Source organism: Pseudomonas sp. IT-P44 (genome assembly GCF_949768225.1).
GTDB classification, from domain to species: Bacteria; Pseudomonadota; Gammaproteobacteria; order Pseudomonadales; family Pseudomonadaceae; genus Aquipseudomonas; species Aquipseudomonas migulae.
Genome location: NZ_CATKQM010000036.1, coordinates 1 through 19,571, shown reverse-complemented (window position 1 = coordinate 19,571; position 19,571 = coordinate 1). Strand labels below are relative to the sequence as shown.

Annotated in this window: 15 protein-coding genes; 7 read left to right on the top strand and 8 right to left on the bottom strand. The window is 59.9% G+C overall.

The annotated features are described in order from the left end of the window. Positions 1 to 49: 49 nt before the first annotated feature. The 3 genes from ACM6IO_RS19825 to ACM6IO_RS19815 form a co-directional block, all read right to left on the bottom strand. Entirely contained in the window at positions 50 to 1,330 is a 1,281-nt protein-coding gene (locus ACM6IO_RS19825; RefSeq protein ID WP_008039174.1) for an OmpP1/FadL family transporter, read from the bottom strand. A gap of 146 nt (positions 1,331 to 1,476) precedes the next feature. After that, positions 1,477 to 1,959 (bottom strand): hypothetical protein, encoded by a 483-nt coding sequence (locus ACM6IO_RS19820; RefSeq protein ID WP_008033583.1) that lies wholly within the window; start codon positions 1,957 to 1,959, stop codon positions 1,477 to 1,479. Positions 1,960 to 3,262: 1,303 nt separating this feature from the next. Then, entirely contained in the window at positions 3,263 to 3,487 is a 225-nt protein-coding gene (locus tag ACM6IO_RS19815) for a hypothetical protein (RefSeq protein ID WP_008031832.1), read from the bottom strand. A 997-nt stretch (positions 3,488 to 4,484) separates the two neighbouring features. Between ACM6IO_RS19815 and ACM6IO_RS19810 the strand changes: the two genes are divergently transcribed. Beyond that, positions 4,485 to 4,808: a sel1 repeat family protein gene (locus ACM6IO_RS19810; protein ID WP_032832831.1), complete on the top strand. Its 324-nt coding sequence runs from the start codon at positions 4,485 to 4,487 to the stop codon at positions 4,806 to 4,808. Between the two features lie 175 nt (positions 4,809 to 4,983). Then, positions 4,984 to 6,348 (top strand): DNA recombination protein RmuC, encoded by a 1,365-nt coding sequence (gene rmuC / locus ACM6IO_RS19805; RefSeq protein ID WP_177318191.1) that lies wholly within the window; start codon positions 4,984 to 4,986, stop codon positions 6,346 to 6,348. Positions 6,349 to 6,464: 116 nt separating this feature from the next. On the opposite strand, the gene ACM6IO_RS19800 is transcribed toward rmuC, so the two are convergent. Together ACM6IO_RS19800 and ACM6IO_RS19795 are read right to left on the bottom strand one after the other, a co-directional pair. Continuing rightward, positions 6,465 to 9,935, bottom strand: a complete 3,471-nt coding sequence (locus ACM6IO_RS19800) for a NahK/ErcS family hybrid sensor histidine kinase/response regulator (protein WP_414912065.1) — start codon at positions 9,933 to 9,935, stop codon at positions 6,465 to 6,467. A 248-nt stretch (positions 9,936 to 10,183) separates the two neighbouring features. Continuing rightward, entirely contained in the window at positions 10,184 to 10,723 is a 540-nt protein-coding gene (locus ACM6IO_RS19795; RefSeq protein ID WP_414912064.1) for a TetR/AcrR family transcriptional regulator, read from the bottom strand. Between the two features lie 91 nt (positions 10,724 to 10,814). Between ACM6IO_RS19795 and ACM6IO_RS19790 the strand changes: the two genes are divergently transcribed. After that, positions 10,815 to 12,011, top strand: coding sequence for an MFS transporter (locus ACM6IO_RS19790; RefSeq protein ID WP_192226136.1), 1,197 nt, complete (start codon positions 10,815 to 10,817; stop codon positions 12,009 to 12,011). A 45-nt stretch (positions 12,012 to 12,056) separates the two neighbouring features. Here ACM6IO_RS19790 and ACM6IO_RS19785 read toward each other — a convergent pair whose 3' ends face one another. Then, a complete protein-coding gene (locus ACM6IO_RS19785; protein ID WP_414912063.1) occupies positions 12,057 to 12,806 on the bottom strand; it encodes an SDR family NAD(P)-dependent oxidoreductase in 750 nt (249 codons plus the stop codon). Between the two features lie 160 nt (positions 12,807 to 12,966). Here ACM6IO_RS19785 and ACM6IO_RS19780 point away from each other — a divergent pair, with 160 nt between their 5' ends. The 4 genes from ACM6IO_RS19780 (at position 12,967) to ACM6IO_RS19765 (ending at position 17,426) form a co-directional block, all read left to right on the top strand. Further along, positions 12,967 to 13,866, top strand: a complete 900-nt coding sequence (locus ACM6IO_RS19780) for a LysR family transcriptional regulator (protein WP_008031819.1) — start codon at positions 12,967 to 12,969, stop codon at positions 13,864 to 13,866. A 33-nt stretch (positions 13,867 to 13,899) separates the two neighbouring features. Then, a complete protein-coding gene (locus ACM6IO_RS19775) occupies positions 13,900 to 14,211 on the top strand; it encodes a cupin (protein WP_192226140.1) in 312 nt (103 codons plus the stop codon). A gap of 105 nt (positions 14,212 to 14,316) precedes the next feature. Beyond that, entirely contained in the window at positions 14,317 to 15,465 is a 1,149-nt protein-coding gene (locus tag ACM6IO_RS19770) for a TDT family transporter (protein ID WP_414912062.1), read from the top strand. Positions 15,466 to 15,551: 86 nt separating this feature from the next. After that, the gene (locus ACM6IO_RS19765) at positions 15,552 to 17,426 is read left to right on the top strand and encodes an MFS transporter (protein WP_008042106.1); all 1,875 of its coding nucleotides are present in this window, start codon (positions 15,552 to 15,554) and stop codon (positions 17,424 to 17,426) included. Positions 17,427 to 17,474: 48 nt separating this feature from the next. On the opposite strand, the gene ACM6IO_RS19760 is transcribed toward ACM6IO_RS19765, so the two are convergent. After that, positions 17,475 to 18,401 (bottom strand): GGDEF domain-containing protein, encoded by a 927-nt coding sequence (locus tag ACM6IO_RS19760; protein WP_008031811.1) that lies wholly within the window; start codon positions 18,399 to 18,401, stop codon positions 17,475 to 17,477. Between the two features lie 377 nt (positions 18,402 to 18,778). Continuing rightward, positions 18,779 to 19,519, bottom strand: coding sequence for a YciK family oxidoreductase (locus ACM6IO_RS19755; RefSeq protein WP_008031809.1), 741 nt, complete (start codon positions 19,517 to 19,519; stop codon positions 18,779 to 18,781). Positions 19,520 to 19,571 lie beyond the last annotated feature (52 nt).

Genomic DNA, 19,571 nt, shown 5'->3' with positions numbered 1-19,571 from the left:
GGCTTTTTTGATTCAGGCGGCGAGGGGTTCAGGCTCGCCGTGAATCACATCAGAAGCGGTAGGTCGCACCAATGCCGAAACCGTTCGCCCAGTTTTCATACTTGGCGTTGTAGGTCTGGTTGCGAGGAGCACCGTTGCTGTTGTTGACCTTGACCGACTCTTCGCGCAGGTACGAATACGCTACGTCGATGGTCAGGTCGTCGGTCGGGCTCCAGCCAGCGCCCAGGCTGAAGATCTTGCGATCGCCAGTCGGAATGCGCGGGGAACGGTTTTCGTTGTTGGTCGGCGCCTGGTCGACGGACAGACCGGTACGCAGCACCCATTGCTTGTTCAACTGATAGGAAGCACCGATGGCGTGAGCCCAGGTGTCGTGCCAGTTCTGCTCTTCAGTGATCGTGCGAAGGCCGCGCGCTGCCAGAGCGGCAGGAACGCCTTCGTTCTCGACGGTGATTTCTTTCAGGCGGCTCCAGCGAGTCCAGGTGCTGCCTGCGTAGAGGGTCCACTTATCGTCCAGCTGATGAGTGACCGAGAAGTCCACGGACTCAGGCGTGGTGATGTCCAGCGAAGCGTCGAACTTCTGGTTCGGGTTCTGGCCCAGCGCCGCGAGCACGCCGTAGTTGACCTTGGTGTCACCGTCGAGCTTGTACTTCACTTTCGAGTGATAGGTCAGGCCGAGGCGAGTGCTTTCGAGGGCTTGAACCATGATGCCGATGTTGTAGCCGATAGCGGTGTCGTCACCCTTGATCTTGACGGTACCGTCCGCTGCCTGCGGGTTCAGCGACAGGTTCGATTCCAGCTTGCCGTCGATGCGGTTGATGGTCGGACCGAAACCGATCGACACCTTGTCGTTGAATGCGTAGCTGACGGTTGGCTGCAGGGTGACGATCGTGACTTCGCTCTTGCTGCCGAAGTATTTGCCGGCGAAGCCGTTCTCGTAGTCGGTCACCAGGCCGAATGGTGCGTAGACGCCGAAACCGACAGCCCACTGGTCATCGATTGGCTTTACGTAGTAGCCCATGGGTACGCCCATGAAAGGGACCATGTCACCTTTGTTGGTACCACTATTCGGGCGGGAGCTTGCATCGCTGATGTCAGCGTGCGCGTCGATAAATGCAACACCACCGGTCACTTGTTCGCGCTTGAGGCGAGACATACCGGCAGGGTTGCCAAAAACGGTGGATGCGTCGTCGGCAGCAGAAGATCGCCCGGCAAAACCAGTGCCCATCCCACTGATGCTTTGTTCGTTGAGGGCAAAACCACTTGCGAAGATTTGGGTGGATGCCAAGGCAACGGCGAGGCTAAGGGTGGTTTTGAGCATTACTTTTTTCATTATTAGAACTCCTGGTGATCACCGGGGCGAAAATTACCAACATTTTCGTCCCAGCGCTATAGGCTGTATTGCTTGATTTAGAGCGGTTTTGTAGGACAATCCGACCAAAATCGCGACCTGTTGGGCGATCTTGTTAAGCGAGGGGTTCAGCAGGCGACTTGATTCAACGGTGATACACAGGTTTGCCAGGCGTAGGTGAAATCTCTCAGGCGTCCTTGAGGCTGGAAGGTCTGGCGCCAGATTCGGGCCATTCCCAGCAAGTCGTCTGCTTCGGGGAGGGGGGTGTTCTGTTCTTCGACCAGCAGCCAGGCGATGGCTGTGGCGTAACGCAGGTTTACGGTCAATTCGAGGTGCGGGCCGCTGAGGAACGCATGCTGGCTGGCCAGTCCGCGCACCAGGCTCGCGCGTTCCGGATCAAGTGCCAGGTAATGGTCCCAGAGTGCCTGGTGGCGGGGTTCGGCGATTCGGTACAAGCCGTGTCCACGGCGGTCATGCAGGGCGGAACCAAGGGCTGACTGACTGGCGGCGATGCCCAGCAGCAGGGATTCGGCGGTCGCGCTATGGCGTCCCAGGTAGATCAGTGTCGGACGGATCACATAACGGCACAGTTCGCTGGCAGCGATACCCATAAAACCCTCGAACAAGAAGTGGTCGGCGAGTCCTGAACTTAGCGTTGGCAGCGGGTGGATCGACTCAGGCTCGCCGTAAGCGGTTCAAGCCGCTTGAGTTGAAGTGTAGTGTCATATTCGCGCTGTAAAGGTCTGTTTTTAAAATATTTCCGGCAGACAGTTATAACCGTTATATCGGTTAGTGCTTACGCGGCGGCTGTGAAAAGGGAAATATCGGGCAATAAAAAGATTCGTTTTTTAGGGGGGGGCGGGTGTTCTTTTGTTTGGGTACATATCCATTCTTGGGGTAACGGCTGCTATTGGTTTCGCTTTTACAGCGAGTCACTTTGGAAAAGCCCCAAAGTAACCAAAGGGCTCTTGCCCCTTTCGTTCGGTGCCTCGCCTAGGCTCGCCATGCCCTCGCTCCGGTCCTGCTCCGTGGGCCCGCCGCGATCGGCCATCCTTGGCCGTGCGCGGCTAACCCGGCATCCATGCCGGGTTGCCCACTGCGCAGAACCTCCACTCGGCCTCTCGAGGGGGCGACTACCGCCACAGCCGCCGAGGCGGCCTGAAAGCCGACCTGGCTCTTTAGATGTCCGCGTTGTCCTTCTCTGATGCGTTCACTCATTCCGGATATGTATACCGCTCCCCTGTAGGAGCCGGCTTGCTGGCGATGGCGTCCTTTCAGGCGATAAATGCGTTGACTGACCCACCGCTATCGTCGGAACGCCGCCCGCAGCAAGCCGGCTCCTACAGTTGATCGTATTTATCCAAACACATCTGCATTTCCCTTGTAGGAGCCAGCTTGCTGGCGATGGACGTCAACGATAACGCGGGCTGTCTGAATGAACGCGTTGTCCAGACGATTTTCGCCGGCAAGCCGGCTCCTACAGGGAATCCCATACGCTTTTGATTTCCACCACTCATCAGGCCGAGCGTTAGCTCGCCTTCAGCTTTTGATCTTGAGGTGCGCGCCCCCTCGAGAGGCCGAGCGCAGGTTCTGCGTAGTGGGCAACCCGGCATGGATGCCGGGTTAGCCGCCCCCGGCCATGGATGGCCGATGGCGGCGGGCCCACGGAGCAGGACCGGAGCGAGGGCATGCCGAGCCATGGCGAGGCACCGAACGAAAGGGGCAAGAGCCCTTGGTTACTTGGGGCTCTTCCAAGTGACTCGCCGTAAGGGCGAAACCCATAGCGGCCGTGACCGAAGAAACGGATATGTACTCACCACCAAAACCCAACCAAAGCCCACACACAAACAACAGACAATAAAAAGCCCCGCTTTTCAAGGCGAGGCTTTTGAGGTTTTCAGCGTTTCTGGCGTCTCAGGCAACCAGTGCCTGACGGGTACGCTCGATCACGGCCTGCAGCGGCTCGGCGCTGGAGTATTGATCGGGGTACAGGCGTTCGCTGTGACGAGCGATGCCGTGTTCGTTGACCAGAGTGAAGCTGAAGCAGCCTTTGCGAGCGGCCATGATCAGGCAGTTCATTGGTGCAAAAGCGTTGGTTAGGGTGCGAATGGCATCCTGGGTGTGGATTTGAGTAGTCATTAATGGGTGTTCCTACAAGCGACACGGATAAGAACCGTGCAAAATTAAAACGTTCCAGTGACGACGACCACCATTGGTCGAACGAAGAACCCGACTGGAACAAAGCAGCCAGTTTGAAGCGCTGATTAAGTTGGCGCGCTTGGGCTGGCAGGTAGGTACTTAGGAGGGCAGGCAACACATCAAGGGCAAAGGTTCTGGGCCCGGGGTGAAGATCCTGATCAATTTGCAGGCTGGTTCGGTCAGAGTAAGTGAGCTTCGCAACACCCTTTGCTTTCGATTCAAAGGCTGTGTTGGCGCAAGGTTTACCTGGAAACCATCGAGGTGGTCGATCCCGCTTGTTCGGTTGAGGCTTCCTTTGGGAAGGCTGACCGGGAGGATTTGTTCGACCAGAATTGACTTTCAGCTTGGTACTAACGCCGCGGATACTAACGGATTGAATTGCAGAAAGGAAGTGTGTTAGTCAAAAACATCTCCCGAATGCCGCCATTCATGTGCGGACTGGCGCTTACCCACAGCCAGAGAGCGCCGGTTTCGCCCCGTAATGGCACAGATTCCGACCATCGGTCGTCGACGTTCGTCGGTTCGAAACCGGTCTGGATCATGGGTTCGCCAGGGTTTATCCCCAAGTCAGGTGAGAAGATGCGCCGAAAAAGCGCATGGATATAACTGCCTCGAAGGTACTTGTGCACATAAGTTGCGCGGACTGTCACCCCACTGTCATCTGCCCTTCAAACGTAGTGGGTGCCTGTAACCAAAATTTAAGTCAATGAAAAACATCGGTTTTTTTTACTGGTGAAAAAATCGTCAGTTTGACTGCGAGCCCCATTCCACAGGGCTTTGCGAGAGTTCAAGGGCGGTTGTCCACTGAGTTATCCACAGCTTCTGTGGATTGTCCCGAGCGCTTGCTCTAGGACGGGCGTGCCGGGTTTTTTTAGGCTTTACCTGTAAGAAAAAAAGAGTAGAGTGGCGCGCCTTCCGATCTGCCCCACAGTGCTTTATGAAGTTTCGCTCAGTACCAGCTCCCGCAACCTCGACACCTACCAGCGTCACCCCACCCAAGCGCTTTTCGATGCGTGTGGCCGAATGGCTGCTGGACAGCCCGCGCCTGGGTGAAAACCACAACGTCAAACATTTCGCCGGGCGTTTGCTCAAGCAGCCGGCGCGTGAAGGCGTGGTGGCCGCGCAGAGCCGTCTCGGTCAGTTGATGTGCCGCGAATGTGGGAATGCCCGGGACCGCCGTATCGGCCAGGACCTCTTGCGTCAGGCCGCGCGAGCCGGGGATCGGCGCGCTCAACAGGAACTCGGTCTGATCGAAGACTGAGCTGTCCAAGACCTGACACCTTGGTTAACCTTCAAGCTTTATCGAACGGGCAGGATTGGCTATGGCGATGGACTTGACCAGCATATTGCTCGGTCTGGCAGGTGCTGCACTGCCGTTGCTGGTATTGGCCTGGCAACTTCAGCGCCGTGCGAGCACCACGCAGTCAGAGGTTGCACTGCTGGAAGAGCGTCTGGCCATGGCCAACCTGGCACAGGACGGGTTGAATGCCCAGCTCGAAGCTGCTCGCGACGAAATCGCGGACCTGGGGCAGGCCAACGCCGCCAAGCAGGCAGACCTCGCCGCCTTGCGCCGTGAAGTCGAACTGCTGCAGATCGAACGTGATGACGCCCGCGACGCCGCTCATGCCTGGAACATCGAGCGCGCCGGCAAAGACGTTGAGTTGCGTCGCCTGGACGCTCAAGCCGCCTCGCTGAATGCCGAGCTGCGTGAGCAACAGGAAAGCCATCAGCAGCGCCTCAGTGACCTGCAAGGCTCGCGGGATGAGCTGCGTGCCCAGTTCGCCGAGCTGGCCGGCAAGATCTTCGACGAGCGCGAGCAGCGCTTCGCCGAAACCAGTCAGCAGCGTTTGGGGCAGTTGCTCGATCCGTTGAAAGAGCGCATCCAGTCGTTTGAAAAACGCGTCGAGGAAAGCTATCAGGCCGAAGCGCGCGAACGCTTTTCGCTGGCCAAGGAGCTGGAGCGTCTGCAACAGCTGAACCTGCGCCTGAGTGACGAAGCGACCAACCTGACCCGCGCCTTGAAAGGGCAGAAGACCCAGGGTAACTGGGGTGAGCTGATTCTCGAGCGGGTGCTTGAGCACGCCGGTCTGGAGAAGGGGCGCGAGTACCAGACCCAGGTCAATCTCAAGGGCCCGGACGGCGAGCGGTTCCAGCCGGACGTGATCATCTATTTGCCGGGCGACAAACAGGTGGTGGTCGACTCCAAGGTCAGCCTGACGGCCTATCAGCAATACGTGGCGGCCGAAGACGATGCCATCGGCCAGATCGCCATCAAGCAGCACGTGCTGTCGCTGCGCAACCACGTCAAAGGTCTGGCCGGCAAGGATTACAAACGGCTCGACGGCTTGCACAGCCTGGATTTCGTCTTGCTGTTCGTGCCCATTGAAGCGGCGTTTTCCGCGGCGTTGCAGGCGGAGCCTACGCTGTTTCAGGAAGCGTTCGACCGCAACATCGTGATCGTCAGCCCGACCACGTTGCTGGCCACCCTGCGTGTCATCGACAGCCTGTGGAAGCAGGAACGGCAGAGTCAGAACGCCCGGGAAATCGCCGAGCGGGCAGGGTGGCTGTACGACAAGTTCGTGTTGTTCATTCAGGATCTGGATGAAGTCGGCAATCGCTTGCAGCAACTGGACAAGGCCTACAGCTCTGCGCGAAACAAGCTGACGGAAGGCCGTGGCAACCTGGTCAGCCGCAGCGAGCAGCTCAAGTTGCTCGGCGCGCGGGCCAGCAAGAGTCTGCCGGCGGACCTGTTGGAGCGGGCGATGACGGATGTCGATGGTCTGGTCGAGTTGCCTGAGTAATCTCAAAAGCATCGCCGGCAAGCCAGCTCCTACAGTAAACCGCGTTCTCAACTGTAGGAGCCGGCTTGCCGGCGATGGCGTCCGTTGCAACACAACATGGCTAAAAAACTGCCAACCTACAACGGCAAATGCCGACTCAACAACGCCCGCAACGCCGCCGGTTTCACCGGTTTGGCCAGGTAATCCAACCCCGCCGCATGCACCTGCGCCACCGTCTCGGGGTGTCCATCGGCGCTGATCACCACACCGGGCACCGGCTCGCCCAAACGGGTGCGCAGCCACGCCATCAACTCGGTCCCGGTCTCGCCGTCGTCCAGGTGATAATCCACCAGTGCCAATTGCGGACGTACGCCATCGCTGAGCAACGCCGCGCATTCGTCGCGATTGCGCGCTGTCCAGACCTGACAACCCCAGCGGGTCAGCAAACTGTTCATGCCTATCAGGATGCTGTCCTCGTTGTCGATGCACAGCACCTGCGCGCCGCTCAGGAGTTTGCCGTTGAGTTCGGTGACGTTGTCCGGCGCCGCGATTTGCGCCTGAGCCAACGGCACGCTGACGCTGAACACGCTGCCGCGCCCCGGCCAGGAGCGCACTTGCAAGGTGTGGCCCAGAACGCGACACAGCCCGTCAGCAATAGCCAGGCCCAGGCCCAGGCCTTTCTCGGCACGGGTCTGGTGGCTGTCGAGGCGTTTGAATTCCTCGAAAATCACTTTCAGTTTGTCTTCCGGGATCCCCGGACCACGGTCCCAGACCTCCAGGCACAGTTCACCCTTGTGCCGGCGAACCCCTAAAAGCACTGGCCCCTTGGCGTAGCGAAAGGCGTTGGTCAGGAAGTTCTGCAAGATCCGCCGCAACAGTTTGATGTCACTGTCGACCCGCAGCGTACTGCCGCGAACGCGGAATTTGAGCCCCTGGTCCCGGGCCAGCGCCTTGAATTCCGCGCCAAGAATATCGAACAGCTCATTGAGCACGAACGGTTTCGGCTCCGGGTTGATCTTGCCGTTTTCCAGGCGGGAAATGTCCAGCAAATCGCTGATCAGGTCTTCGGCCGAGCGCAGTGATGAATCCAGGTGATGAACCAGTTTCTGCGCTTCGCTGGACAAGCCATCGTCCTGATGGGACAGGGCTGCAGAAAACAGTCGGGCGGCGTTCAGCGGTTGCATCAGGTCGTGGCTGACCGCCGCGAGAAAGCGGGTCTTCGATTGGTTGGCCGACTCGGCGGTGCCCTTGGCTTCGGTCAGGGCCACGTTGAGTTGCGACAGCTCGTGGGTGCGCTCGGTGACCCGTCGCTCCAGGCCTTCGTTGGCTTCGGTCAGCGCCTGCTCGGCCTCGCGGAACGCGGTGATGTCGGTGAAACTCATGACAAAACCGCCGCCCGGCATCGGGTTGCCGATCAGCTCAATCACACGGCCATTGGGGAAAAGTCTTTCAGACGTGTGGGCACGGCCCTGACGCATCCAGTGCAATCGGCGTGCGACGTGCACTTCAGCTTCACCCGGCCCGCACAGACCACGCTCGGCGTTGTAGCGAATGATGTCGGCAATCGGCCGACCGACGCTGATCAAGCCATCCGGGTAATTGAACAGTTCCAGATAACGCCGGTTCCACGCCACCAGTCGCAGCGACTGGTCGACCACGCTGATGCCCTGGGTGATGTTCTCGATCGCGCCTTGTAGCAAGGCGCGGTTGAATTGCAGCACTTCCGAGGCTTCGTCGGCGATGCGCACGACGTCCTCAAGTTGCATTTCCCGACCTTCGATGGCGGCTTTTACCACCGCCCGGGTCGAAGAAGCACCCAGTACACCGGCCAGCAAACGTTCGGTATGGGCGATCCACTCGCTGTCGGCGTTCTGGTTGGGGTTGAAGCCTTTGCCCTGGCGATAGGCGAAACGGATAAAACTCTGACGGGCGCGTTCTTCACCGACAAACCGTGCCGCGAGTTGCAGCAGATCTTCGATTTGCACTGCCAGCATTGAGCGCGCGCTGGGGCGGGCACTGATTTCCTGGCCGATGAAACGCCCGGCCTGCCAGTGCTCCGAAACCCTTGTGCGTGACAGCACCGACACCCAGGCGAACAGCGTGAAGTTGGCCGCCAGCGACAACACCACGCCTTGGGTCAGCGGGGTGAGCGGCAGGTTCAGCGGATTGCTGTGTAGCCACGCCAGCCCGGGGAACGTGCTCAACGACACGCCGAGGCTATGCGCGGCAATAGGCAGAATCAGCGTGTAAAACCACAGGAACGTACCGGCGGCGAGGCCGGCGAACACGCCACGGCGGTTGGCCTGTTTCCAGTACAGCGCGCCAAGCATGGCCGGGGCCAGTTGGGTCACGGCGGCAAAGGCGATCTGGCCGATGGTCGCCAGGCTCGCGGTCGAGCCCAGCAGTCGATAGCTGACGTACGCCAGCAGCAAAATCACCACGATGCTGACGCGGCGCACCGACAGCATCCACTGGCGGAACACTTCGAACGGCCGCTCGGCGTTGTTGCGACGTAGTAGCCACGGCAACAGCATGTCATTGGAGACCATGGTCGACAGCGCCACGCTGGCAACAATCACCATGCCGGTCGCCGCCGAAGCACCGCCGATAAAGGCCAGCATCGCCAGTGCGGGATGGGCCTGGGCCAGTGGCAGGCTGATCACAAAGGAATCCGGCAACACTGAACTTGGCAGCAGCATCTGGCCGGCCAGTGCGATCGGCACGACAAACAATGCCGCCAACGCGAGGTACGCCGGAAACACCCACTTGGCCAGGCGCAAATCCTGCGGGTCGATGTTTTCCACCACGGTCACGTGGAACTGCCGGGGCAGGCAGATGATCGCCATCATCGCCACGCCGGTCTGCACCACCATCGATGGCCAGTTGATGGTTTCCTTCCAGTAGGCTTCGAGGCGCGGGGCCAGCATGGCCTGGTCGAAGAGGTCGTCGAAACCGTCGTACAAGCCGTAGGTCACGAACGCACCCACCGCGAGAAACGCGAACAGCTTGACCAGGGACTCGAACGCAATCGCCAGCACCATGCCGCGGTGGTGTTCGGTGGCGTCGAGGTTGCGCGTACCGAAGACGATGGTAAACAGCGCCAGCACCAGCGACACAATCAGCGCCGTGTCCTGGGCGCGGGTGCCCATGGCGTCGGCACCGGCACCGATCAACAGGTTTACCCCGAGCACGATGCCTTTGAGTTGCAGCGCAATGTAGGGCAGCACGCCGACCAGGCAGATCAGCGCCACGACAATCGCCAGTGACTGGGATTTGCCGTATCGGGCGGCGATGAAGTCGGCAATGGAGGTGATGTTCTCCTGCTTGCTGATCATCACCATTTTTTGCAGGACCCACGGCGCGCAGACCAGCAGCAGGATAGGCCCAAGGTAGATCGGCAGGAACGACCAGAGTTGTTCGGCGGCCTGGCCGACGGCGCCGAAGAACGTCCAACTGGTGCAATAGACCGCCAGCGACAGGCTGTACACCCAGGCGCGCACTCGCGGCGGCAGCGGCGCGCTGCGACGGTCACCGTAGAAGGCGATGGCGAACATGATGGCCATATAGGCCAGGGCGACGGCGGCGATCAGCCCGCTGGACAGCGACATGGAAACTCCAGACAAAAGACACACGGGACGACAGCCCGGACAGACAGTCTCGCACGACCGTCCGCGTTAGTCAGTGTCGACCAAGGTCGTGGAGTGGCGGGGTGTCGCAGGGTGGAGCGTCAGTCAGATTTTAGGTGCTTGTGCTGGCCTTTTCGCGGGCAAGCCACGCTCCCACAGGTTCTGTGTCGTATCCAAATCATGCGGTCAGCACAAACCTGTGGGAGCGAGGCTTGCCCGCGAAGGCGTCATCACTGACTGAACGCAATCTCGATCAACCGATGCAACTCCTCAACCTCCAAAGGCGCCGGCGAAAACAGAATGCGAAACACCGTAGGCGCCGCCATCAGATTGATCAGCCGATCAACACCCGGTTTCAGCTGATCCGGATAACGATCCAGAATCATCTGCAACTGCCCGCCAATGATCGTCACACACAGACCCGGCGTCGGGCTCGATTGCACATCGCGCAGCATGTTGCGACCAGGTTCGGAGCTCATCTCGTCCAGATACTGCTCGGCCCAGGCCTGCACATCCCCGCGCAGGCTGCCGGTGTTGGCAGGCTCACTATCGGGTTGCATGCGCGCCAGGGCGACATCCGCCAGCAACGCCGACAGATCGCCCCAGCGCCGATAGATGGTCGACGGCGTAACCCCCGCGCGAGCCGCGATTTGCGGGACGGTCACGGTGGAGCGGTCCTGTTCTTCGAGGAGCGCGCGGACCGCCGAATGAATCGACTCTTGCACCCGGGCGCTGCGGCCGCCGGGGCGTAAACCTTCTTTAATAGCCATGGAACGGACCTTAACACAAAGAATTTGCTTTAAGCGCAGACGAGTAGCACACTCCACAAAAGCAAAAAGTTAGCTTTTGCGGAGTGTGCGCATGTCGAGTTCTGTTTCCAACCGTTCAACCCTGTGGTTTCTGGCGATCACTTTACTGAGTTTTCTCGCCGCTTCCACGGCGCCGACGCCGTTGTATCACTTGTATCAGGAGCAGCTGCATTTCTCGGCAGCAACCTTGACCGTGATTTTCGGCATCTACGCCATCAGTCTGCTGGTGGCGCTGCTGACGGTCGGTTCGCTCTCGGACTACCTGGGACGCAAGCCGGTCATTTTCAGCGCCGTCCTGCTGAACCTGTTGGCGATGCTGCTGTTTATCAATGCCGACAGCGTGGCGTGGTTGATCGGCGCGCGGGTGCTTCAGGGGTTCGCGACCGGGATGGCCACCGCCGTATTGAGCGCCGCGCTGCTGGACACCGATCGCCAGCAGGGGCCGCTGATCAACAGTGTCGCGCCGCTGCTTGGTATGGCGGTTGGCGCCGTGGGGTGCGGCTTGCTGGCCGAGTTTGCGCCGTTGCCGCTGCAGCTCACTTATTGGGTGTTGTTCGCGTTGTTTGTGATGCAGGCGCTGTATGTCTGGCGCCTGCCGGAAAGCGTCAGTTCGCAACCGGGGGCATGGGCCTCGTTGCGTCCGACCCTGCATGTGCCGACCCAGGCTCGCTCGACCTTGTGGCGAGTGTTGCCGCTGAATATCGCGACCTGGGCGCTCGGCGGTTTTTATGCCTCGCTCGGCCCTTCGTTGCTGCGCACGGCCACCGGTTCCACCTCGAACCTGATGGGGGGAGCGGCAGTCGCCGCATTGACGCTGACCGGCGCGCTGATGATCTTTACCCTGCGCAACCGGCCTGCCGCCAAAGGGCTATTGCTGGGCGGCACGTTACTGCCCATCGGCCTCGTGTTGCTGTTGCTGGGCGTGCACAGCGCCAGCCTGCCATTGTTTTTCCTCGGCACGCTGGTGGCCGGTTGCGGATTCGGCGCCGGTTTCCTTGGCGCGGTGCGCAGTCTGGTTCCGCTGGCGCAGCCCCATGAGCGGGCCGGGTTGATGTCGGCGTATTACGTGCTCAGTTACCTGGCGTTCTGCTTGCCGTCGTTGCTGGCGGGGAATCTGACGCGCACGTTTGGCCTGGTGGCGACCACCGATGGTTATGGTGCCGTGCTGATCGTCCTGTCTGTCGGCGCGTTGCTGGCGCTGATGCGGCCGCGGTCTGCCGAAGTGTGCCGCGCGACCGGTCATCCATAAAAAAACGCGGCGCCGTTCAAGGCGCCGCGTTTTTGTGTGCAGCGATCAAATCTGTGCAAATCCGCCATCGACGAACAACTCGATCCCATTGATGAAGCTGCTGTCATCCGAGGCGAGGAACACCGCGGCTTTGCCCACCTCCGATGGCGTTCCAAGACGGCCAATCGGCACTTGGCTGGCGAGGTAATCCAGCAACCCCTGTTGCTGATCTGCTGGCGCAAGTTCAGTCAGGCCGGGCGTGTGAATCGGGCCGGGGCTGATGACATTGACGCGAATCCTGCGGGCTTTCAAATCCAGCAACCAGGAGCGGGCAAAGTTGCGCACGGCGGCTTTGCTGGCGCTGTAGACGCTGAAGTTTTCCGTGCCTTTGGTGGCGGTCGTGGACGCGGTGAGAATCACCGAACCGCCGTCCTTGAGCAGCGGCAGTGATTTCTGCACGGTGAACAGCAGGCCTTTGACGTTGACGCCGAAAATCCGGTCGAAGTGTTCCTCGGTAATCGCGCCGAGGGGCAACATGTCGCCACCGCCCGCATTGGCAAAGACGATGTCCAGAGTACCGGCCTTGGTCCTGATCACGTCGAAGATGCGGTCCAGGTCGGGAAGGTTCGCGACGTCGCCCTGAATCCCGGTGACGTTGTGACCGATGCTGCTGACCGCCGCATCCAGCTCGGCCTGGCGGCGGCCGGTGATGAACACCGTGGCGCCTTGGTCGACGAACGCTTGAGCCGATGCCAGGCCGATGCCGGTGGTGCCGCCAGTGATCAGTGCAACCTTGCCTGTGAGTGTGTTGCTCATGAGGTGAATCTCCGCTGAGTCGTTAAGGAAGTTCCTGGCACTGTCGTGCGCCGTTGAACAAACTCTATGCCGGAAGATTCATCGGAAAAATCGCCTGAATCGGGTTTGTTTGTACATGGTTGTGGACAATACTCAAGGCTCGTCCCTTGAGATGTCTGTCATGAATCAACTGTTGGCCATGCGTGTTTTCTCCCGCGTCGTGCAGGCCGGTTCGTTTACCAGGGCCGCCGACTCGCTGAACATGCCAAAAACCTCGGTCAGCAAACTGGTGGCCGAGCTTGAAGAACACCTCGGTGCGCGGCTGTTACAGCGCACCACGCGCCGGTTGACGGTGACGGCGGATGGCATGGCTTACTACGAGCGCGCCTTGCAGTTGATGGTGGAGCTGGACGATCTGGACAACAGTTTCGCCAGTGCCCAGGGCCACCCGCGCGGCAGGATTCGCGTCGATGTCGGCGGCTCGGTGGCGACGATCCTGATCATCCCCGCATTGCCGGATTTCTATGCCCGATACCCGGACATCCAGGTCGAGTTGGGTGTCAGCGATCGGCCCGTGGACCTGATCAGCGAAAACGTCGATTGCGTGATTCGCGGCGGGCCATTGACCGAACTCTCCATGGCTGCGCGCCCTCTGGGCCTGTCGTCATGGACCACCTGCGCCACCCCAGGCTATCTCGAACGTTTTGGCACCCCGACGGACCCGCGAGACCTTGAGAAAAATCATCGCATCGTCAGTTATCACTCGGCGCGTACCGGGCGGGTAATGCCGGCGCGATTCGAGCGCAACGGTGAAAAGTTCGAGATTCGGGGGCAGGGAGCATTCAGTGTCAACGAGAGCAATGCCCACCTGGCCTCGGGGCTGGCGGGTCTTGGGGTGATCCACACGTTCACTTACACCGTGCAACCGCACATCGAGCGTGGCGAGCTGGTGCCGATTCTTCAGGACTGGCGCCCGCCCCGGTATCCGTTTCACGTGCTGTACCCGCCGAACCGGCACCTGAGTAACCGGGTTCGGGTATTTATCGATTGGCTGGCGCAGCTGTTCGCCGGTTTGGGTTAGCCTTGGCACGCCATTTCTTTCGACGGACCGCCCATGAAGATCATTCGCAGCCAATCCTTCACCGCTGACCGTGCCTGGGGAGCTCTGGACATCGCCAACATGAACGGCATCACCACGCGTCTGCACTGGACCGATCAACCATACAAGTGGCATGTGAATGATGGCGAGGAAGTGTTCGTTGTGCTCGATGGCCAGGTGCAAATGCGCTATCGCGAAGCAGGCCTGGAGAAAGCGGTGATGTTGGCGGTCGGCGATATCTTTTATGCCTCGGTGGGCACCGAGCATGTGGCGCATCCGCTGGGGGTGGCGAGGATATTGGTGATCGAATCGGAAGGCAGCGTTTGACGCTATATCTACAAAATAGATAACAGTTAGAGATATTACCCGTTATATAGATATTCGATTTGGACCTACCCTGAACTCCACCTCAACAGAGGACAGGAGTTCGCTATGACATGCCCCAACGCCACCCCCGTTTACAAACCTTTCAGCCACTTGCAGCACCCGCGCGAGGTCATCCGCCAGTTCACGCCTAACTGGTTCGCCGCGACCATGGGCACGGGCGTCCTGGCGCTGGCCTTGGCCCAGTTGCCTGGCGCGACCCCAGGTCTGCACGCGATCGCCGAAGCCCTTTGGCTGTTCAATATCGGTCTGTTCATCTTGTTCACGGCGCTGTACGCGGCGCGCTGGGTGCTGTTCTTCGATGAGGCCCGGCGGATTTTCGGGCACTCCACGGTCTCGATGTTTTTCGGCACGATTCCCATGGGGTTGGCGACCATCATCAATGGCTTCCTGCTGTTTGGCCTGCCGCGCTGGGGCGAAGGTGTCGTCCATGTGGCTGCGCTGCTGTGGTGGCTGGACGTGGCGATGTCGCTGGCCTGCGGTGTGCTGATTCCCTACATGATGTTCACCCGCCAGGAGCACAGCATCGATCAGATGACCGCCGTTTGGCTGTTGCCAGTGGTGGCGGCGGAAGTGGCGGCCGCCAGTGGCGGGTTGCTGGCGCCGCATTTGGCCGAGGCTCATGGGCAACTGGTGGTGTTGGTGACCAGCTACGTGCTCTGGGCATTTTCCCTGCCGGTGGCGTTCAGCATTCTGACCATTCTCATGCTGCGCATGGCGCTGCACAAACTGCCTCACGAAAACATGGCAGCGTCGAGCTGGCTGGCGCTCGGCCCGATTGGTACCGGGGCGCTGGGCATGTTGCTGCTGGGCGCCGACGCGCCGGCCATCTTCGCCGCCAACGGGTTTGCCGGCCTGGGTGAAATCGCGGCGGGGCTGGGGCTGGTGGCGGGGATCACGCTGTGGGGCTTCGGTTTGTGGTGGATGCTGATTGCGCTGCTGATCACCGGGCGTTACCTGCGCGCCGGGATCCCGTTCAACCTTGGCTGGTGGGGTTTCACCTTTCCGCTGGGCGTCTATTCTCTGGCAACGTTGAAACTGGGAAGCACGTTGAACCTGGCGTTTTTCAATGCCTTTGGCTGTGTGCTGGTGGCGTTGCTGGCGGTGATGTGGCTGATCGTTGCCAAACGCACGGTACAAGGCGCGTGGCGGGGGGAGTTGTTTGTCTCGCCGTGCATTGCAGGTTTAAACAAATAACCGGGTAATGTGTGGCCTGGATCGGCGTGCGGCATTCCAATCACAGTATCCACGCCACTCTCTAACAACATCAGGGCACACGGAAGATGAGTCACCCCTCACAGTTCACCTTGCTTCGCACCCGGCGCTTCCTGCCGTTTTTCGTGACCCAGTCCCTCGGGGCGTTCAACGACAACGTCTTCAAGCAATCGTTGATCCTCGCCATTCTGTACAAATTGACCATCGAGGGGGATCGCTCGATCTGGGTCAATTTGTGTGCGCTGTTGTTCATCTTGCCGTTCTTTCTGTTTTCGGCGTTGGCCGGGCAGTTTGGCGAAAAGTTCGCCAAGGATGCGCTGATCCGTCTGATCAAGCTCGGGGAAATCGCCATCATGGCGGTCGGCGCGGTGGGGTTTGTCTTCGATCACCTGTCGCTGATGCTGCTGGCGCTGTTCGCCATGGGCACGCACTCGGCGCTGTTCGGGCCGGTGAAATACTCGATCCTGCCCCAGGCCTTGCATGAAGAGGAGCTGGTGGGCGGCAACGGTCTGGTGGAAATGGGCACCTTCCTGGCCATCCTCGCCGGGACCATCGGCGCCGGGATCATGATGTCCTCCGCGCATTACGCGCCCATCGTGTCCACGGCGATCATCGGCATTGCCGTGCTCGGTTACCTGGCCAGTCGCAGCATTCCGCGGGCGGCGGCCTCATCGCCGGAAATGCGTCTGAACTGGAACATCTTCAGTCAATCCTGGGCCACCTTGAAACTGGGACTGGGGCAAACGCCGGCGGTGTCGCGCTCGATTGTCGGCAACTCGTGGTTCTGGTTTGTCGGGGCGATTTACCTGACGCAAATCCCGGCGTACGCCAAGGAATGGATGCACGGCGACGAAACCGTGGTGACGCTGATTCTTACCGTGTTTTCGGTGGGTATCGCACTTGGCTCGCTGCTCTGCGAAAGACTGTCCGGACGCAAAGTCGAGATCGGTCTGGTGCCGTTCGGCTCGTTTGGTCTGACAGTATTCGGTTTGCTGCTGTGGTGGCATTCCGGTGGAATTCCCGAGAGTGTCGACGGCCATGGCTGGATCGAAATCCTCGGCTTTGGCCACACCTGGCTGGTATTGATCGACATTCTCGGTCTTGGGGTTTTCGGTGGTTTCTACATCGTGCCGCTGTACGCGCTGATTCAGTCGCGCACCCCAGAGAACGAGCGTGCACGGGTGATTGCCGCCAACAATATTCTCAACGCGCTGTTCATGGTGGTCTCGGCGATTGTCTCGATCGTGCTGCTGAGCCTGGCAAAGCTGTCGATCCCGCACCTGTTCCTGGTGGTGTCGCTGCTGAACATCGGCGTCAACGCCTACATCTTCAAGATCGTCCCCGAGTTCAGCATGCGTTTCATGATCTGGCTGCTCAGCCATTCCATGTACCGCGTGGAGCATCGCAATCTGGAGCTGATTCCGGATGAAGGCGCGGCGTTGCTGGTGTGCAACCACGTGTCTTTCGTCGATGCGCTGCTGATTGGCGGCGCGGTGCGTCGGCCGATTCGCTTTGTGATGTATTACAAGATCTACAACCTGCCGGTGCTGAACTTTATCTTCCGCACGGCCGGGACAATTCCGATCGCAGGACGTCAGGAAGACATTCAGATTTACGAAAAGGCCTTCACGCGTATTGCTCAATATCTGAAGGACGGTGAGCTGGTGTGCATCTTCCCTGAAGGCAAATTGACCGCCGATGGCGAGATCAACGAGTTCAAGGGCGGGTTGACGCGGATTCTCGAAGAGACGCCGGTGCCGGTGATTCCGCTGGCATTGCAGGGGTTGTGGGGGAGTTTCTTCAGTCGCGATCCCGACAAGGGTCTGTTCCGTCGGTTGTGGTCGCGGGTGACTCTGGTGGCGGGGCCGGCGGTGGCGGTAGAAGCGGCGGAGCCGGCGAAGCTGCAAGGGATGGTCGGAGAGTTGCGCGGCGCTGTCCGCTGATCCCTGTCGATGCGGGCCGCTACTGTCGCGAGCCCGTGCTGGCGGGAGTCAGCCCGCCATCGCCAAGCGGTTGCGTCCTTCGCGCTTGGCCACATAAAGCGCGCTGTCGGCCCGACGCAGCAGGCTCTCGGCCGATTCGCCGGGCAGCAGGGTCGAACAGCCGAGGCTGACGGTCAGCTCGATCAGGTTGCCATCAGCCGAAAAATCCTTGGCTTGCGCCGCGAGTCGCAGGCGCTCGCCGACCATGGCGGCGGCTTCCCGGCCGGTGTTGGACAGCAGAATCAAAAACTCCTCGCCACCAAAGCGGAACACCATGTCCACGTTGCGCAGCTGGCTTTTGATCGAGGCGGCGACTCCCTTAAGCACGTCATCGCCAGCGCTGTGGCCATGGGTGTCGTTGATTTGTTTGAAATGGTCGATGTCCAGCATCAACAGCGACAAGGGCTGCAGGTGCCGACGCGACATGTCGATTTCCCGTTGCAGCGTCTGGTCCATGGCAATGCGGTTGCCGGTGTCCGTGAGAGGGTCGCGCAAGGCGCTTTGAGTGGCGGCGCGGTAGAGCAGGGCGTTGCGCATCGGGTACAGCAATGCGGACAGCAGCGACTCAAGGTTGCCCAGTTCCTGCTCGCTGAAACGCTGATTGCGACGGAACACCAGTTCACCCAGCTGCTCGCCTTCGTGGCTGAGGGTGTAACTGATCGAGTGGTGGCCGCGCTGGCCGTATTCCAGGCGCAAGTCGCTGGCCTTGTGCTGGTAGCTCAAGGCGTCGAGCGGTACGAGACGCTGAATTTCACGGTAGAAGAGCCCAAGAATGCGTTGTGGCTCAAGACTGGTTTGCAGCTGCAAACTCAGTTGCTGGCGCAATTGCGCAAGGCTGACCGGCCTCTCCAGAAGAGGGGGCTGCTGACCAAAGCCCAGGCGTTGCAATTTGGCGCTATCGAAGTCAATTGCGTTGGTCTGGGAAGGTGATTTCATATGGCGTGCGCCCCTAAGCAGTAAGGCTGTCTTACAGGCTGGGTGAGAGCGGCTTTGGGCTGCGCGTCATACTGGTCCATCAGTCCCGTAGGACATTTGGCGCAAGTCTAATCTGCTTTGCTGAAGATTAGTAACCTATCGACTCGAAGGCCTGCCCGACTGCTTTCACTCACTCGGCGTGTCTGAGCAGATATAGAGCGAAAGTCATGCCATTCGGTTCATTTGAATAAAAGCTGTTGAAAATCAATGCCTTGAAAGTGTTTTTGGCTTTGTCTGGCCCGTTTCATGACATTTATTTGACTAAAAACAGGTGCGGTTGCGACGCTTTTTAAGTGCCGTGACGGTAATTCGCCACGGCACAAAAGCGACGCACGGTGTTACTGCGCGTTGAATGCCTGGCCGTTGATGCCGGTGCTGTCCGGGCCCATCAGGTAGAGGTAGACCGGCATGATCTCCTCAGGTGTCGGGTTGTTCAGCGGATTTTCACCGGGATAAGCCTGGGCGCGCATGCTGGTGCGGGTGGCGCCGGGGTTGATGCTGTTGGAGCGCACCGGTGCGACGGTGTCGACTTCGTCGGCCAGGGTTTGCATCAGGCCTTCGGTGGCGAACTTGGAGACGCCATAAGCGCCCCAATACGCACGACCCTTGCGGCCGACGCTGCTGGAGGTGAACACCACCGAAGCGTCCTGCGACAGTTTGAGCAGCGGCAACAGGGTGCTGGTGAGCATGAACATCGCGTTGACGTTGACTTGCATGACACGCATGAAGTTCTCGCCGGAGAGCTGTTCGATCGGCGTGCGCGGACCAATGATCGAGGCGTTGTGCAGCAAGCCGTCGAGGTGGCCGAATTCGGTCTCGATCATCGCCGCCAACTCATCGTATTGATGGGGCAGGGCGGTTTCCAGGTTGAACGGGATTACCGCCGGTTGTGGATGACCGGCGGCCTCGATTTCGTCGTAGACCTGAGTCAGGTTGGCTTCGGTCTTGCCCAGCAACAGCACGGTGGCACCGTGGGCGGCGTAGGTTTTCGCGGCGGCGGCGCCGATGCCGCGACCAGCGCCGGTAACCAGGATGACCCGGTCCTTGAGCAATTCAGGGCGGGCGGAATAATCAAACATAAAGAAACCTCAAAAAATCGGAACGTGCGCGTAGTGACGCGATCCACCGGAC